Genomic DNA, 17,710 nt, shown 5'->3' with positions numbered 1-17,710 from the left:
CTGGCTGCATTGCGTGGAATGCGTTGGTTGCAGAAAAAGACAAACTCTGTTCGCTGGTGGCTTGTGAATGGGCTTTATTATAGATTATTTATTTTGAATGGTATGAAAGCTTGGCACAAGCGCCCTGCCTGCACCAATAAAAACCGCCTGATTGCTCAGGCGGCCGGCTGTTCTGCACGGTTTATTGGCGTTTGGCGCCGTAGCCGCCAATCAGCTGCTCGCTGTTGTCGGCATTTTTCAGGCCGTAGGTGCCGCCGATTTCGGCCACGGATGCGCCGCCGTAAAATTTGCCGTTAAAGGTGCCGCTCAAAGCTTTATCAGCGGTGGCAACATTGCCTTTAAAGGCATTTTCACCCGCCGCCCACGAAGCCGTGCCGCTCATATTGAGCCTATCCGCAGCGGTGGACGTGCGCACATTGCCGTTAAGCGTGTGGATTTGCGAATCGCTGGTGGTAAAGCGCACGCCTTTTTTGGCAAAATCGGCCACGGCATTCACCTTGGCGGTAACTTGCTGCTTATCCAGATAGGCCGTGGTGATGCCTGTATAAGTGGCAGTGCCGGAAACCGGCATTTGCGCCACGGTGGTTTCGTCGCCCAAGCTTTGATAGCCGCGCAACACACCGTTGTTCGGGTCGATATAATGGGCAAAGGTTTGATAGGTCCAGCCGGCGGCGGCAGAATCGTGTATCACCACTTCGGTGCCGTTTTCAAACTGAATCACATACACGCCGTCAAAGGCTTTATCAAACACCAAGCCGTTTTTGTCTTTTTTGATGTAGGCCAGGTCTTTCAAAACGGTGTTGACCTTAGATTCCATTACTTCGCGGCGCCCCATATCTTGGTCATAAATCGGCTGCAATTTATCCACTTGCTCCAGAGCGGCAAGGCGGGCTTTAAGGTCGGCCTCAGGATCTTTCAACACTTTTTTCGCCGCTTCCAATGCATCGAAATTTTCTTTGATTTCCTTATCCAGCGAAGTTTTCACGTTGGAATACACGCCGCGGGGCGCACCGGTTAAGCCTTGGATATTCTCTTGGGTGGTGCCCGCCGAGCTGGCTTTGGTAGTAGCTGAATAAGGCGTGAGATAGCCCACAGGATTATTGCTGCTCAGCACTGCACCATCCACAACTACCGGGGCATTCGGGCTGATCACCAAGCTGCGGATCAGGCCGATTTGCGTGTCGAGCAGCGCGGGTTGGCCGTCCACCAAGCGCAGCTGCATATGCGGATTATGCTGCTGGGCGGTGTTGGAAGAAATAAATGAGGTGTGCAACGGCGTGGGCAGGTTGAGCGGCGGCAGGCTGTCGTTGCTGCCGGAGGTGCTACCGTTGCCGGAGGTGCCGCCGTTGCCGGAGTCGGGAGCGGTATTTTGGGAGAGCGCATCCAGTCGGGCTTTCAATGTTGCGCTGAACCAGGTTTTTTGCGCATCGCTCAAGGCATTATAAGCGGCGGCAACGCCGGCCGCCTGCGCTTTCTCTGCCTCAGTATCGGCTGTAGCCGGCAGCTTCGAGAACTGTTCGGCAATATTTTCAGCGGTTTGCGCATTGGTGTTAATGGTCGTAACCATAGCCTTCAGAGCATTGCGCGAGGCAAGCGGAACCAAATTTTTTTCCAGATCGTTCAGATTATTAAAAGCATCTACCGCCCTCTGAACAGCGGCAACATCGCCCACTTCCAGCGTGTCTGCCGCGCCGATGGCTTCAATCTGCAACCTTACCTTATTGGCCGCTTCCGCCTCTTCTGCATAGGCATTGGTATCGGTAGAAGATGTGTTGGGCGAGCCGCTGCTGCCGCCGCCACCACCACAAGCGGCCAACACGGCCACGCACACAGCGGTTAACGTAATTTGTTGGATATTTTTGGCTTTAGCCATGATAAAACCCCGTTTTGTTTGGAAATAATGTGAGCAATAAAAAATGAACTTTATTTTAGTTCAATATCTTGACGAATTATAACCTGTATACATAAAACATCAAACATAAATTAACTTTTTCTTGCATGATTGCCGGATTGATGGCTGTTTACCAAAACCCATCTGCATGCCGTAGGCCGTCTGAATGTTTGTGGTGCGCAGGCAGGCATGAGCTTATATTCGGCGGATACACGCATATTGGGTCGCAAGTTTACATGCGTACGGTTACGCCGCTGAGGGCGGTTAACCGTACCTACGCGCGGTGATCGTCAAACCCAAGGTTTCAGACGGCCTATGCATGAAAAAAGCAGGCCGGTGAAGGCCTGCTTGATGATAAAGCCGCAAATCAATACATGCCTTCGCGCTCTTCGCGGGTGCTGATGTAGATGTTTTTCACTTGCGTGTAGGCGGCGAGCATCATTTTGTGGTTTTCGCGGCCGATGCCTGAGGTTTTGTAGCCGCCAAACGGGGCGCCGGCGGGCAGGCGGTTATAGCAGTTTACCCACATGCGGCCGGTTTCCACGGCTTTGGCCACGCGCAGGGCGCGGTTGATGTTGAGTGTCCACACCGCGCCGCCGAGGCCGTATTCGCTGTCGTTGGCCATGGCGATCACTTCTTCTTCGGTTTTGAATTTAATCACGGTGGCCACGGGGCCGAAGATTTCTTCTTGGGCGATGCGGTCATCGTTACTCTGCGCGGCAATCAGGGTGGGCTCGAAAAATTCGCCTTTGCTCAAATCACCGCTCTCGGCACGCTTGCCGCCGGTGATGATTTGCGCGCCTTCCTGCTCGCCGATTTTCACATATTTGGTGATGGTGTCCATTTGGCCGGCGTTCACTTGCGCGCCCATTTGGGTGTCGTCTTCCCACGGCAGGCCGACTTTCACTTTTTTGAATTCTTCTGCCAGCGCGGCCACGAATTTATCGTAAATGCCCTCTTGCACGAAAATGCGCGAGCCGGCGCAGCACACTTGGCCTTGGTTGAACAAAATGCCTTTTTGCGCGCCCTCGAGCGCTTTGTCGAACGGCATATCGTCGAAGAAAATATTGGCAGATTTGCCGCCCAATTCGAGCGTGGCGGGAATCAGCATTTCGGCGGCGGCAATGCCCACATGGCGGCCGATTTCGGTGGAGCCGGTGAAGGCCAGCTTATTGAAGCCTTTGTGGTGCAGCATGTATTCGCCGGATTTGGAGCCGCGGCCGGTAATCACATTGAGCACGCCTTTTGGCAGCAAATGGTTGATTTTTTGGGCGAATGAAAGCAGGCTCAGCGAGGTGCTGGATGAGGGGTGAATCACCACGGTGCAGCCGGCGGCCAGCGCGGGAGCGATTTTCCAAGCGGCCATCAGGAAGGGGAAGTTCCACGGAATGATTTGGCCGACCACGCCGATGGGCTCGCGCAGCACAATGGAAATGTCTTCATTATAAATTTCGTTCACGCTGCCCTCTTCGGCCAGAATCACGCCGGCAAAGTAGCGGAAATGCTCGGCGCCCAGCGGAATATCGGCGGCGCGGGTTTCGCGGATGGGCTTGCCGTTGTCGAGGGTTTCCTGCAAGGCCAGCTCTTCGGCGTGCGCTTCAATCGCATCGGCGATTTTGTTCAAAATGGCGCTGCGCTCATACACGGTGGTGTGGCGCCAGGTTTTCAAGGCTTCTTGCGCGGCGGCCACGGCAGCATCCACATCTTCGTTGCTCGCATCAATAAAAGTGGCCAGCGGCTGATTGTTGGAAGGATTATATGAGGTGAGGGTTTCGCCCTTGCTGCCGTTGGTCCATTCGCCGTTGATCAGCAAACCATATGCTTTATCGAATACGTTTAAATCTTTTGCCATGATGGGTTCTCCTGAGATAACTGACTGTATGTTGGTGTGACATGCTATCGGTATGATTTTGCGCTCGTTCTCATTGCTATCGAGACCGATTCAGCTTAGCCGCAAACGCGGGGGATTTCAAGATGAAACCGAATGATATTTTATTACATGGCCGCATCAGTCTTTTGAAACAATAAAGCATTGTTGCAAAACAAATATTTACAAATTTCGGATACGACTTTTACTTTCATTAACGCAATAATAAAAGGCCGTCTGAAAGCTTTCAGACGGCCTTTTGCAAAGATCGGTGATGATTAGTTTTTATCCAAATCCACCAATTTGTTTTGCGCAATCCACGGCATCATGCCGCGCAATTGGTTGCCCACTACTTCAATCGGGTGCTCGGCGTTGATGCGGCGGCGCGCGGTCATGGCCGGGTAGTTGGTGGCGCCTTCAAGAATGAACATTTTGGCGTATTCGCCGGTTTGGATGCGTTTCAAGGCATTGCGCATGGCGTCTTTGGTGGCGGCGGTTACCACTTCGGGGCCGGTCACGTATTCGCCGTATTCGGCATTGTTGGAAATGGAGTAATTCATGTTGGCAATGCCGCCTTCATACATCAAATCCACAATCAGTTTCAATTCGTGCAGGCACTCGAAATAAGCCATTTCGGGGGCGTAGCCGGCTTCTACCAAGGTTTCAAAGCCGCATTTCACCAATTCCACCGCGCCGCCGCACAACACGGCTTGCTCGCCGAAAAGGTCGGTTTCGGTTTCTTCGCGGAAGTTGGTTTCAATCACGCCGCCTTTGGTGCCGCCGTTGGCCGCGGCATAAGAGAGGGCGATGTCGCGAGCTTTGCCGGATTTATCTTGGTAAACCGCAATCAGGGTGGGCACGCCGCCGCCTTTTTTGTATTCGCTGCGCACGGTGTGGCCGGGGCCTTTGGGGGCAACCATAATCACATCGAGGTCGGCGCGGGGCACGATTTGGTTGTAGTGCACGTTGAAACCGTGGGCAAAAGCCAGCACGGCGCCTTCTTTAAGGTTGGCTTCGATTTCGTTTTTATACACTTGCGGCTGGTTTTCATCGGGCAGCAAAATCATCACCACATCGGCCGCTTTGGTGGCTTCGGCCACGCTGAGCACTTTGTGGCCGGCGGCTTCGGCTTTTTTCCATGAGCCGCCTTGGCGCAAGCCGATCACCACGTTTACACCTGAATCTTTCAGGTTGGCGGCGTGGGCGTGGCCTTGCGAGCCGTAGCCGATGATGGCCACGGTTTTGCCTTTGATCAGGGAGAGGTCGGCGTCTTTATCGTAAAAAACTTGCATGGTTCAGATTCCTTGTTTCAAAAAAGGGGGTTAATTCATTAAAAAGGGTTGGTTTCGCGATTTAAGGGGACTCTGAAAAACTCTGGTGCATGGATTTTGCCAGCATTTTTATGCTAGGCAAGGCGGGGTTTTGAGGGAATAGTGTTTCTATTTCCTCAAAGTTCCAACGCAGCATAGCGTAAAAAGGGCGGTAAAAGCCGTCATCATGAGTTATTCAGAGCTTCCTTAAGCGTTGTCGGACACATCTTGCAGCAACACGATGTCGATGCAGTCGTTTTTGCCTTCAACGGCTTTTACAAAGCTTTGAAAATGTGCGCTGGCATTGTGGGCATCAAGGGCGGCTTGCGAAGCCCAATGCTCGATAAACACGAGCGTTTCAGGGCTGCCCGCTGCTTGGTGCAGATCGTAGCGCAAATTGCCTGCTTCGCGGCGGCTGGCGGTCACCAAGTCGGCAAATTGCGCCAGCAGCGCTTCACGATATTCGGGCTTCACCACCACGGTAGCCACAATTTTGATGCCGGACATGGCCTTGCTCCATTATCTTTTGCCAATCGGTCAATCAGAAATAAAACATGAGTGTTTTAAATCGGATTGTGTGCGCAATCGCTGTTCAGACGGCCTTTTAAAAAGCCTGAGGCCGTCTGAAAGGTTTGCGGCTGCGGCTTATACTTTCAAAATGCGCTCGCCGCGGCCGATGCCGGCAGCACCTGTGCGCACGGTTTCGAGAATCAGGCCTCTGCTGACGGTTTCGAGAAACGAATCGAGCTTGTCGCTGGTGCCGGTGACTTCGATGGTGTAGCTTTTATCGGTAACGTCTACCACATGGCCGCGGTAGATTTCGGTGAGCCGCAGCATTTCATCGCGATCTTTGCCCACGGCGCGCACTTTCACCAGCATCAGCTCGCGCTCGACAAAACGGCTTTCGTTTAAATCCACCACTTTCACCACTTCGATCAGCTTGTTGAGCTGCTTGGTGATCTGCTCGAGCACGGCATCATCGCCGTGGGTGACGATGGTCATGCGCGAGAGGGTTTTGTCTTCCGTGGCGGCCACCGAGAGCGAGTCGATATTGTAATCGCGCGCCGAAAACAAGCCCACCACACGGCTCATCGCGCCCGATTCGTTTTCCATCAGGATAGATAAGATGTGTCTCATGGCACGCTCCTTATGTCGTAATCGCGGTCGGTTACCTCATTAACATCACTGTCTTGCGGGGTTTCGCGCATATGCGGCGGCAACACCATTTCATCCAGGCCTTTGCCGTTGCCCACCATGGGAAACACGTTTTGCTTTTTGTCGGTGATGAAATCGAGAAACACGAAACGGTCTTTCAGAGCGAGCGCTTCACGCAATGCGCCTTCCACATCGGATGCTTTTTCAATGCGCATGCCCACATGGCCGTAAGCTTCGGCCAGCTTCACAAAATCGGGCAAGGAATCGAAATAGGTTTCCGATTCGCGGTTGCTGTAATAAAGCTCCTGCCATTGGCGTACCATGCCCAAATAGCCGTTGTTGAGGCAGATGGTTTTAATCGGCAGCTTGTATTGGAAACAGGTGGAAAGCTCTTGGATATTCATTTGAATCGAGCCCTCGCCGGTGATGCAGCACACATCTTTACTCGGGTCGGCCAAATAAGCGCCCATGGCATAAGGCAAGCCCACGCCCATGGTGCCCAAGCCGCCCGAATTGAGCCATTGCCGCGGCCGCTCAAACGGATAATATTGGGCGGCAAACATTTGGTGCTGGCCCACATCCGAGGTAATGATGGCATCGTTGTTGGTGACTTCGGCCAGGGTTCTCACCACCATTTGCGGCAGGATAATGTCGCCATCAGCTTCGGGAATGCGCAGGCAGTCGCGGCTGCGCCAAGCCTCCAGGGCTTCCCACCATTTGGCCAGCGCCGCTTCGTTGAAGGTTAATTCCTGCTTTTTCCAAATGCAGGCAAAGTCGCGCAACACGTTTTTCACATCGCCCACAATCGGCACATCGGCTTTCACACGCTTGGAAATGCTGGAAGGATCGATGTCGATATGAATGATTTTTTTCGGTTTTTCGCTGAATTTGGCCGGCACCGACACCACGCGGTCGTCAAAACGCGCGCCCACAGCCACCACCACATCGGCATTATGCATGGCCAGATTGGCTTCATAAGTGCCGTGCATGCCGAGCATGCCGAGGAATTGCCGGTTGGAAGAAGGATAAGCGCCCAAGCCCATCAAAGTGCCGGTGCACGGCACGCCGGTGAGCTGCACAAATTCGGTGAGCTCTTGCGCGGCATTGCCCAGCACCACGCCGCCGCCGAAATACACCAGCGGGCGCTTGGCCGCAGCCAACATTTGAATGGCTTTTTTGATTTGACCGGTGTGGCCGTTGACCACGGGTTGGTAAGAACGGATGAAAATATCTTCCTGAGGATAGCTGAATTTGGCCATCGCTTGGGTAACGTCTTTGGCCACATCGATCACCACCGGGCCCGGGCGGCCGCTGCGGGCGATTTGAAAAGCTTTTTTCACTGTGTCGGCCAGCTCGTGTATGCTGGTTACGAGAAAATTGTGCTTCACGCAAGGGCGCGACACGCCGATCATGTCGATTTCCTGAAACGCATCGCTGCCGATGGCCGGTGTGCCGACCTGGCCGGAAATCACCACCATCGGAATCGAATCGGTGTAGGCTGTGGCAATGCCGGTAATCGCATTGGTGGCGCCGGGGCCGGAAGTGACCAAAGCCACGCCCACTTTGCCGCTGGTGCGTGCATAAGCATCGGCCGCATGCACTGCCGCCTGCTCGTGGCGCACTAAGATATGCCGGAATTTGTTTAGCTGGAAAAGCGCATCGTAAATTTCAAGAACTGCGCCGCCGGGATAGCCGAAAACGTATTCCACGTTTTCCGCTTTAAGACTCTGCACGAGAATTTGTGCACCGGATAATTGCATAGCAACCTCTTTTGTATCGTGCGTAAACCAATAGGGGCAACCGGCTTCGCCACCGCACCTGTAATGCGATTGAGGCAGGCAGCGGTTTAGGGTACGCGCACTGCCGCAATCCGGCGACAACCAAGCTGCCCAGTCAATTCATTCAGGCACTTGAGAGTTTATGAAAAAGGAAACCACACCTTAACCGAAACCGCGCGGGTCGGCAAGATAAAAACTTGCATTGTTTAACACAATTTTTTTCATACACAGATTAACGGCCGATTCGGCGCAGCCCTTGCAGCGGCCTGCCTGCGTGCTTTGGCATGTTGCAGCCATGCAAAACGGGCAGCCCGTGTAAACCACCGGCTGCCCGCATAATAAAATTTGGCGCACCCAACAGGGATCGAACCTGTGGCCTCCAGCTTCGGAAACTGACGCTCTTCCAACTGAGCTATGGGTGCGGATTTCAAAGAAGCGCAATTATCGCACAAAGCGGCCGCCGCGCAAAATATTTGTGGCAAACACACACCGCCAGAATATTTTAAAGGTGCAAAAAAAGGCTTCAGACGGCCTTTCGAAAAAAAATCCACCTTATTTTGAGCTAAACTAAGTTTTAAAGATTGGAAAGCCACCGCGAATTCAGTATAATCCAGCAAATTATTGTTAATACAATTTAACAAACAATTCATCTACAACAATTATTTTCGTCACAACCACCAAACGGCGAGGCCAACCAAATGAATCACCTTAACAACAAGAATGCCCGAGGTTCTGCTCTGACTACCCTTTTGGGTGGTATCGTTATTCTGCTTGCAGTGTTGTTTTTCCTGGTTAAGCTGGCCACCAGCGGCTATTACAGCGATGTTGAGCAAAGCACCCAATCTGCCACCGAAACACGCATTATGCCGGTGGGCAACGTTACCATGGGCGACGGCACCCCGGTGGGCCAGCGCACAGGCGAGCAGATTTTCAACAAAATCTGTATCCAATGCCACGCGGCCGACAGCGTGGTGCCCAATTCACCCAAAGTCACCCACAACGGCGAATGGGCGCCGCGCATTGCACAAGGCTTCGACACCTTGTTCAACCACGCCCTCAACGGCTTTAACGCCATGCCGGCCAAAGGCGGCGCAGCCGACTTGACCGATGATGAGCTCAAGCGCGCCATTGTGTATATGACCAACCAATCGGGCGGCAACTTTGAAGCGCCTGCCGTGGGCGCAGCCGATGCCGCCGCATCAGATGCTTCGGGCGCCGATGCCGCCGCCGCGCCGGTGGCCGCCGGCAGCGCCGATGGCAAAAAAGTGTTTGAAGGTTTGTGCATGGCTTGCCACTCTGCCGATTCCGCCATTCCGTTTTCACCGAAAATCACCCACAACGCCGATTGGACTACACGCCTAAAACAAGGCAAAGCCACCTTGGTGAAACACGCTATTGAAGGCTACACCGGCCCGGATGGCGGCGTGATGCCCCCCAAAGGCGGCAATGCCAACCTCACCGATGCCGAAATCGAAGCGGCTGTGGTGTATATGGCCAACCAATCCGGCGGCAACCTGAAATAAACCGCAGGCCGTCTGAAACAAAAAAGCGCATTGTGATGATGCGCTTTTTTTGTTTCAGACGGCCTGCCCGATAGTTTGCGTTATTCTCGTTATTCTATGGCTGCTTTGCCTTTATAATCCCCTTTCATTTTCAGACGGCCTGAACAATTTATGATGAACACCCAACTCTATATCGGCATCATGTCCGGCACCAGCATGGATGGCGCAGATGCCGTGCTGATCCGCATGCAGGGCACGCGCTGGCTCGCTGCTGAGGCGCATGCGTTTGCGCCCTATGGCCACACGTTGAAAGCCGACTTGCTCAATTTGCAAAACTGCGGCAACAACGAATTGCATCGCAGCATGCTGCTCTCGCAACAATTAAGCAACCTTTATGCCGGCGTAACGGCCGATTTGCTCGCACAGCAAGGCTTAACGCCTGCCGACATTACCGCCATCGGCTGCCACGGCCAAACCGTGCGCCATGCGCCCGAAGCGGGCTACAGCATTCAGCTGGCTGATTGGGCGCGCTTGGCCGAATTGAGCGGCATTTTCACCATCGGCGATTTCCGCAGCCGCGATTTGGCCGCCGGCGGCCAGGGTGCGCCTTTGGTGCCGGCGTTTCACGAAGCGCTTTTTCACAGCCCGCACGAAACCCGCGTGGTGCTCAACATCGGCGGCATTGCCAACATCAGCGTGCTGCCGGACGATGCACCTGCTTTCGGCTTCGACACCGGCCCCGGCAATATGCTGATGGATGCCTGGGTGCAACATGTGTGGCAGCAGCCTTATGATGCCGATGGCGCCAAAGCCGCCCAAGGGCGCGTGTTGCCCGACTTGCTCGCCGCCTTGCTCGCCCACCCTTATTTTGCGTTGCCCCACCCGAAAAGCACCGGCCGTGAGCTGTTTTCGCTCGCATGGCTGCACACCCATTTAAACGGCGCTGAAAACGCCCACGACGTGTTGCGTACCCTGCTTGAATACAGCGCACAGAGCATTGCGCAAGCCATCGACAGCAGTGCGCCTGCCGCGCGGCAAGTGTATGTGTGCGGCGGCGGTATCCGCAATCAGGCGCTGATGGCGCGCCTGAGCACCCTGCTTGCGCCGCAACAAGCCGCTTTACACAGCACCGCCGAACTGCAGCTCGACCCGCAATGGGTGGAAGCCGCCGCCTTCGGCTGGCTTGCCGCCTGCTGGATAAACCGCATCCCCGCCGGCACCCACCACGCCACCGGCGCACACAAACCCTGCATCTTGGGCGCCGGCCATTACGCTTGAGCCTCTTGCCTGCCAAACCATAAGGCCGTCTGAAACGCTTTGCTTTCAGACGGCCTTTTCCCCTAAATGCAGCGCAATATTGTATAATTTGCCGGTTTGACAGCACGTTCAAAAATAAGTCGCAAAGGTGGCCGCAGGCACGGTTACATTAATGCAGCCAGACTATTTTTAAACGAATGCTTGATTCCCGCGTGCAACCATGCGCCGCATAGGTTGTCACACCGCTTTATCCTCTGTGACCGTGCTTTTCAGACGGCCGCCCGATTCCGAATACTATGGCCAACAAGTCCCCCCAGCGCAGCACCCGCACCAACAGCAAACCGATAAATGCCAAAGCCGCAGCCGACAAACCGCCGCGCAAGCCCAAAGGCGTGGTGAAAAACGAAGGCAAAGCGCCGCGCCCTTCGCATGTAGTCAACCTCATCAACGACACGCTATGGCTCTTGGCGCTGGCCGCAGCGATTTTTGTGGCGCTCTCGCTGGCGAGCTTCACCATGACCGATCCGGCCTGGTCGCGCAGCGTGGCCGCTTCAGATGAGGCGGTGCGCAACCTCGGCGGCCTTTTCGGCGCTTATCTGGCCGATGTGGGTTATTATCTTTTCGGCTTATCGGTGTGGTGGTGGGTGATTGCCGCCTGCGTGTTTTTGTATAAAAACTTCCGCCCGCTGCACAACGACGAGCAAAAAACTTACAACACCACCATAGCCGCCATCGGCCTGCTGGTGCTCTTAATCTGCAGCCCGATTCTGGAAGTGTTTGCCTTTAAAACCCAGCTTGCCGAAGCGCTGCCGGTGGGCGCGGGCGGCATGATAGGCTCGTTTGCCGCACAAGGCATGAGCTGGCTGTTGGGCACTTCGGGCAGCCTGCTGATTATTCTGGTGATTATGCTTTTGGCTTTATCGCTGCTGGTGCAGGCTTCATGGTTGGACATTCTCGAAAAAGCCGGTGGAAAAATTGAATGGCTGTGGCTGAAGCTTATCCGCAAAGAGCACAAATACATCAAAGAGCTGCCCGATGCCAAAACCACCCGCCGCATGGTGCGCGAAGCAAAAAACATCACCGCCGAGCCGGTGGAAAAAATCGACGGCACCAGCAGCAACCGCAAAGCAGTGGCCGTGTCAGTGGCGCCGCCGAGCGCACCGGTGCAGCCGGCTTTGTTTGACGAAAAAGGCCAAGCCGCCGAGCCCTTGCCCACAGGCGAATACAGCAAACCTTCATTGGCACTGCTGCGTCAGCCGCAAGGCGAAGCGCCCGTGGTCAACCCCGATGTGTTGCAGCAAACCGCCGAGCGCATCGAAGCCAAGCTGGCCGAATTCGGCATCGGCGTGCAAGTGGTGTCGGCCACCGCAGGCCCTGTGATCACCCGCTTTGAAATCGAGCCGGCGCAAGGCGTGAAAGGCAGCCAGATTGTGGGGCTGGCCAAAGATTTGGCGCGCTCGATGTCGTTGCAGGCCGTGCGCGTGGTGGAAACCATTGCCGGCAAAAACACCATGGGCATCGAATTGCCCAACGCGCGCCGCCAAGATGTGATGCTGAGCGAAATTTTAGCGGCTAATGTGTTTACCGAAGCCAAATCCAAGCTCACCGTGGCGCTGGGCAAAGACATCGCCGGTGTGCCGGTGGTGGGCGATTTGGCCAAAATGCCGCACCTTTTGGTGGCCGGCATGACCGGCTCGGGCAAATCGGTGGGCGTAAACGGCATGATTATGTCTATGCTTTTCAAGGCCACGCCCGAAGAAGTGCGCTTTATCATGATCGACCCGAAAATGCTCGAATTGAGCATTTACGACGGCATTCCGCACTTGCTCTGCCCCGTGGTTACCGATATGCGCGAAGCCGGCCAGGCGCTCAATTGGTGCGTGGCCGAAATGGAAAAACGCTACCGCCTGCTCTCGCATGTGGGCGTGCGCAATATCGAGGGCTTCAACCAAAAAGTGAAGCAGGCCAAAGCCGCCGGCAAGCCCTTGCTCAACCCCTTCAGCCTCAACCCCGATGCGCCCGAGCCGCTCGAAACGCTGCCGATGATTGTGCTGGTGATTGATGAATTGGCCGACCTGATGATGACCGAGCGCAAATCGGTGGAGCAGCAAATCGCCCGTCTGGCGCAAAAAGCGCGCGCCGCCGGCATCCACATGATTGTAGCCACCCAGCGCCCGAGCGTGGACGTGGTTACCGGCTTGATTAAAGCCAATATTCCCACCCGCATGGCTTTTACCGTGCAAAGCAAAATCGACAGCCGCACCATTCTCGACCAAATGGGCGCCGACGAATTGCTCAAATACGGCGATTCGCTCTTTCTGCAACCGGGCAACGCCGAGCCCACCCGCTTGCAGGGCGCTTTTGTATCGGATGACGAAGTGCATCAAATTGTGGCCCACATCAAGCGCCAGGCACCCACCAACTATATCGAGGGCTTGCTCAGCGGCGAAGCGGCGCTGGAAACCACCAACACCGTCAACCCCAATGCCGACAGCGACGAATTATTCGACCAGGCCGTGGCTTTTGTGCTCGAATCGCGCAAAACCTCCATCTCTTCGCTGCAGCGGCAATTGCGCGTGGGCTACAACCGTGCCGCCAACCTGATGCAGGCGCTGGAAGATGCCGGCGTAGTGTCGCCTGCCGATGTGGGTGGCAGCCGCCGCATTCTGGCGCAAAAAGACAATTTGTAAACATTTAAAGGCCGTCTGAAAACTTTTCAGACGGCCTGATTCATGCCACGAATGCCCATTCAAAAAAATAAGCTTACAAAATAAAAGCAGTTCGACAGCGCCATCCGTGCAGGCCGGATTCTTGAATCCGACATTTAGCCACCGGCCAAACCGATACGAGTGCCTTGTTCTACGAACAAGTGTCGGATTCAAGAATCCGACCTACGGGCTGCGTTGAAAATCTGCTACAAAAAAGATTGCAAACAGGCTCCAAAAAGCGCAACTTGCCGCGATATGCCGTCTGAACCGCTTTTCCACAAGGACAAACATGCCCCGTTTTCTGCCCGAACCGGCTCTGCCTTTTTCGCAACAACAGCGCACCGCCGTGCTGCTGCTCAATCTCGGCACACCGGCCGCGCCCACCGCCGCCGCCGTGCGCCCTTATCTGCGCGAATTTCTTTCCGATGCGCGCGTGGTGGAATTGCCGCAATGGCTGTGGCAGCCGATTTTGCAGGGCCCCGTGCTCACCTTGCGGCCGAAAAAAAGCGCCCACGGCTATGAAAAAGTGTGGCTGCCCGAAGGCTCGCCGCTGGCCGTGTTTACCGAGCGCCAGGCCGCCGCATTGGCGCAAAAGCTGCCCGAACACATTATCGTGCGTCACGCCATGACTTACGGCGAGCCCTCTGTGCCGCGCACCCTTGCCGAATTGAAAGCGCAAGGCGTCGGCCGCTTATTGGTGCTGCCGCTTTACCCGCAATATGCCGCTTCCAGCAGCGCCGCCGCGCTCGATAAAGTGTTTGCCGTGTTGCAGCAGCAGCGCAACCAAATGAGCGTGCGCACCATCAGCCGCTTTTACGATGATGCGGGCTATATCAAAGCCATGAAGCAGCACATCGAAGCCTATTGGGCGGTGCACGGCCGCAGCAGCAAGCTGATGCTGAGCTTTCACGGCATCCCGCAGGCCGGCCACGACCAAGGCGACCCCTATCCCGAAGAATGCCGCCACACGGCAAAACTTTTGGCTGCCGCTTTGAACCTGGCCGAAACCGATTATCTGGTGTCGTTTCAAAGCCGTTTCGGCAAAGCCAAGTGGGTGGAGCCTTCAACGCAGGATTTGTTTGACAGCCTGCCCAAACAAGGCACCACCACGCTAGACGCATTCTGCCCCGGCTTTGCCGCCGACTGCCTCGAAACCATGGAAGAAATCGCCATCGCCGGGCGCGAGCAGTTTCACGCTGCCGGCGGCGAACAGTTTCACTATATTCCCTGCCTCAACGACAACCCGGCTTGGATTGACGCGCTGGCGGCATTGGCGGAAGAAAATCTGCACGGCTGGCTGTGAAAATGCACGTTTGAAACGATAAAGCTGCTGTCGCTTAACGAAAGCACACTTGCACAAAAGAGGCCGTCTGAATGTTCAGACGGCCTCTTTGATCAAACCCTCAAATCACGGCACATCATGCCCTTGTGCTGCCGCATACACGGCTATCCATTCTTCTTCGGTAAAGCGCACAGCAAGCGCATCTGCCGCATCGCGGATGCGCGCCAAACGCCCGGAGCCGACAATCGGCGTGATTTTGGCCGGATGCGCCAGCAACCAGGCATAGGCTAGCGTGTCGAGCCGGGTTTCGCCCTGCCGCTCGCCGGCGGCCAACAAGGCTTGGGCAACACGGCGGCTTTGCAAATCGGCCTTGTCAAACAAGCGCCCGCCGCCCAAGGGCGACCACGCCATCGGCTGCACGCGTTTTTCCAAAAGATAATCCAGGCTGCCGTCTTCAAAAGGCGCCAAATGCAGCGGCGAAATCTCAATTTGATTGGTGGCCAGCGGCTGGTCGACATACGATTGCAGCATGCTGAATTTCTGTGCGCTGTAGTTTGACACCCCAAAATGGCGCACCAAGCCGCGGCGGTGCAAATCATCAAACGCAGCGGCGATTTCTTCGGGATGGGCGCAAGGCGAGGGGCGGTGTATCAGCAGCAAATCCAGATAGCCGCATTGCAGCTTTTCCACCGAGCGCTCGGCCGACCAAACAATATGGGCGCGGCTGTTGTCGTAATGTTTGCTTTTCATTTCCGGCAATTGGGCATTGGGAAACACAATGCCGCATTTGCTCACAATAGTCATCTGCTCGCGCAGGCCTTTTTCCAGCGCCAGCGCCTGCCCGAATGCCTCTTCGTTGGCAAAGCCACCGTAGCAGGCGGCATGGTCGAACGTGCGGATGCCGAGCGAGAGCACATCGTGAATCAGCGCCAAATAACCCTCGGCATTCAAACCCCACTCATGCGCACGCCAATAGCCATGCACCAAACGACCCAAATTCAAATCTTGTCCAGACATAACCGGCCTTTCATGTTTTTTTCATTCACCTATGAATTATAACCCAAAGGCCGTCTGAACCCTTTCAGACGGCCTTCGATTTTTATAAGTTTTTCACACGAACGAGCAATATTTCAAAAAATTAATTTTGAATTACTTTGTTATATACAAAAATATGGATTCCGACCTGAGTCGGAATAATACCAATTTAAAAAAGTAAGCTAACAAGGCGGAAGCCTGCGACAGTACAGATAGTACGGCAAGGCGAGACAACGAAGTTAGGTTATTTTTTTGGATTGGTATAACGGGTCGGAATGATTTTGAAGGCTAAGCGGCATGTTGTAAAGGTGAGGCCGTCTGAATGTTCAGACGGCCTTCTGTTTACTTCTTGCTCAGTGTCAGCCCGCTCCAGCCAAACAGCAAAGTCAGAATCAAACATAAATAGCAGAAAAACGCATAAGGCAGATAATCCCACACCGGCACGCCCAGCACTTGGCTGATAAACACGCCGCACACGCTCCAAGGCACCAGCGGGTTAATCACCGTGCCGGCATCTTCCAGCGTGCGCGAGAGGTTGCGCGGGTGCAGGCCGAGCTTGTCATATACGGGCTTGAAGGTTTCGCCCGAGAGCAAAATGCTCAAATATTGCTCGCCGATCAACACATTCACCCCCACCGCCGTGGCGGCCACGGAAAATGTGGCGCGGCCAGCATTGGTGAGAAAACGGCGCATGCCTTCCAGCAGGCTGGGAATAATGCCCAATGCAAACAAAAGCCCGCCCAGGCTCAGCCCCAAAATCACAATGGTTTGGGTGAAAAACATGCTCTCGATGCCGCCGCGCGACACCAGCCGGCTGATGTTTTCAAAGCTGCCATCAAGCTTGAAGCCGCCGTAAAACCAGCTGCCCAGCTGCGCCAAATCAGGGCGGCTGTGCAGAAAAGTGAGCGCCAACGCCAGCGCAATGGTGGCCATCATCGCCACAATCGCATTCACCTTGCGCACGGCCAGCAGCACCAGCAAGGCAAAAGGCAGCAGCGAATAAGCATGCACCAGCCCTGTGGCGGCGAGCTGCTCGCGAAACACCGCCGTGCCGCCCAAATCGCCCGCGCCCACCGCCGGCAGCAGCCATAAGAGCAAGCCCGCTGTGATCACCCATGCCGGAATGGTGGTGTAGGCCATATTGCGAATGTGTTCAAACAAATCGATGCCCACCACCGATGCGGCAATGCTGGTGGTGTCGGAGAGCGGCGACATTTTGTCGCCGAAAAACGCGCCCGACACCACCGCGCCCGCCGTCATCGCAAGATTGGCACCGAAAGCCTCACCCATGCCGATAAAAGCCACGCCTATGGTGGCGCAAGTGGTGAGGCTGCTGCCGATGGCAATGCCGATCAGCGAGCACAAAATAAAGGCCGACAAATAAAAATAAGCCGGTGAAATCCAACCGAAGCCGTAATACATCAACGTGGGAATGGCGCCGCTCATCATCAGCGCGCTCACCAAAAGGCCGATAAAGAAAAAGAGATAAAGCGCACCCATGCCCTGCGCCACCGCGCCGGCCATGCGCTGCTGCATGCCGGCATAGCGCACTTTGCGCAGCAGGCCGTAGGCCAGCAGCACCACAATGGCGGTGAGTATGGCCATATGCGGCAGCCAGCCGAGCGAGATAATGCTGTAGCCCATCGCAGCCACGAGCACGGCGGCCACGGCAAAAGCTTCGGGGCGCGACATTTCCAATAAAGGGCGTTCACTAAACATAAGGTTTTCCGAGCCGCCCAAATATTATACCAATTCAAAAAAGTAAGCTAACAAGGCGGCGAGCCGCAGACAGTACAGATAGTACGGCAAGGCGAGACAACGAAGTTAGGTTATTTTTTTGGATTGGTATTACAGCGGCTTTACAAGCGTTAAATTGCGTATTGTAACGTAAAACAGGCCGTCTGAACATTCAGACGGCCTGTGTG

The 17,710-nt window shown here is 55.0% G+C and carries 12 protein-coding genes and 1 tRNA gene; 4 read left to right on the top strand and 9 right to left on the bottom strand.

Annotation, left to right across the window (positions count from 1 at the left end; all coding sequences use genetic code 11):
• Positions 1 to 181: 181 nt before the first annotated feature.
• The 7 genes from EV680_RS04025 to EV680_RS03995 all read right to left on the bottom strand — a co-directional run bounded on the left by EV680_RS04025 (position 182) and on the right by EV680_RS03995 (position 8,423).
• Positions 182 to 1,873, bottom strand: a complete 1,692-nt coding sequence (locus EV680_RS04025) for a transferrin-binding protein-like solute binding protein (protein ID WP_132953458.1) — start codon at positions 1,871 to 1,873, stop codon at positions 182 to 184.
• A 385-nt stretch (positions 1,874 to 2,258) separates the two neighbouring features.
• Entirely contained in the window at positions 2,259 to 3,743 is a 1,485-nt protein-coding gene (locus EV680_RS04020; protein ID WP_132953457.1) for an aldehyde dehydrogenase family protein, read from the bottom strand.
• 293 nt (positions 3,744 to 4,036) lie between these two features.
• Positions 4,037 to 5,050 carry a ketol-acid reductoisomerase gene (gene ilvC, locus EV680_RS04015; protein ID WP_132953456.1) on the bottom strand — a complete coding sequence of 338 codons (1,014 nt, stop codon included), beginning with the start codon at positions 5,048 to 5,050 and terminating at the stop codon, positions 4,037 to 4,039.
• Between the two features lie 225 nt (positions 5,051 to 5,275).
• A complete protein-coding gene (locus EV680_RS04010) occupies positions 5,276 to 5,575 on the bottom strand; it encodes a putative quinol monooxygenase (RefSeq protein WP_132953455.1) in 300 nt (99 codons plus the stop codon).
• Positions 5,576 to 5,713: 138 nt separating this feature from the next.
• Complete coding sequence (ilvN, locus tag EV680_RS04005) at positions 5,714 to 6,205, bottom strand: acetolactate synthase small subunit (RefSeq protein WP_132953454.1); 492 nt, start codon at positions 6,203 to 6,205, stop codon at positions 5,714 to 5,716.
• Positions 6,202 to 7,983 carry a biosynthetic-type acetolactate synthase large subunit gene (gene ilvB, locus EV680_RS04000; protein ID WP_132953453.1) on the bottom strand — a complete coding sequence of 594 codons (1,782 nt, stop codon included), beginning with the start codon at positions 7,981 to 7,983 and terminating at the stop codon, positions 6,202 to 6,204. The genes ilvN and ilvB overlap by 4 nt, the downstream gene beginning before the upstream one ends.
• 364 nt (positions 7,984 to 8,347) lie before the next feature.
• Positions 8,348 to 8,423: transfer RNA gene (locus EV680_RS03995), tRNA-Arg, on the bottom strand.
• Positions 8,424 to 8,699: 276 nt separating this feature from the next.
• Between EV680_RS03995 and EV680_RS03990 the strand changes: the two genes are divergently transcribed.
• From EV680_RS03990 to hemH, 4 genes are all read left to right on the top strand, one after another.
• Positions 8,700 to 9,524, top strand: a complete 825-nt coding sequence (locus EV680_RS03990) for a c-type cytochrome (protein WP_132953452.1) — start codon at positions 8,700 to 8,702, stop codon at positions 9,522 to 9,524.
• Between the two features lie 153 nt (positions 9,525 to 9,677).
• A complete protein-coding gene (locus EV680_RS03985) occupies positions 9,678 to 10,781 on the top strand; it encodes an anhydro-N-acetylmuramic acid kinase (protein ID WP_132953462.1) in 1,104 nt (367 codons plus the stop codon).
• Between the two features lie 275 nt (positions 10,782 to 11,056).
• Entirely contained in the window at positions 11,057 to 13,450 is a 2,394-nt protein-coding gene (locus EV680_RS03980) for a DNA translocase FtsK (RefSeq protein ID WP_132953451.1), read from the top strand.
• 307 nt (positions 13,451 to 13,757) lie between these two features.
• The gene (gene hemH / locus EV680_RS03975; protein WP_132953450.1) at positions 13,758 to 14,771 is read left to right on the top strand and encodes a ferrochelatase; all 1,014 of its coding nucleotides are present in this window, start codon (positions 13,758 to 13,760) and stop codon (positions 14,769 to 14,771) included.
• A gap of 105 nt (positions 14,772 to 14,876) precedes the next feature.
• Here hemH and EV680_RS03970 read toward each other — a convergent pair whose 3' ends face one another.
• Both EV680_RS03970 and nhaC read right to left on the bottom strand, forming a co-directional pair.
• A complete protein-coding gene (locus tag EV680_RS03970; RefSeq protein ID WP_132953449.1) occupies positions 14,877 to 15,767 on the bottom strand; it encodes an aldo/keto reductase in 891 nt (296 codons plus the stop codon).
• A 360-nt stretch (positions 15,768 to 16,127) separates the two neighbouring features.
• Positions 16,128 to 17,504, bottom strand: a complete 1,377-nt coding sequence (gene nhaC / locus EV680_RS03965) for a Na+/H+ antiporter NhaC (RefSeq protein ID WP_132953448.1) — start codon at positions 17,502 to 17,504, stop codon at positions 16,128 to 16,130.
• Between the last annotated feature and the right edge of the window lie 206 nt (positions 17,505 to 17,710).

The sequence above is a fragment of the Uruburuella suis genome, assembly GCF_004341385.1.
GTDB lineage: Bacteria > Pseudomonadota > Gammaproteobacteria > Burkholderiales > Neisseriaceae > Neisseria > Neisseria suis.
The sequence above is the reverse complement of the archived record's forward strand: the minus strand, read 5'-3'. Positions and strand labels throughout refer to the sequence as shown.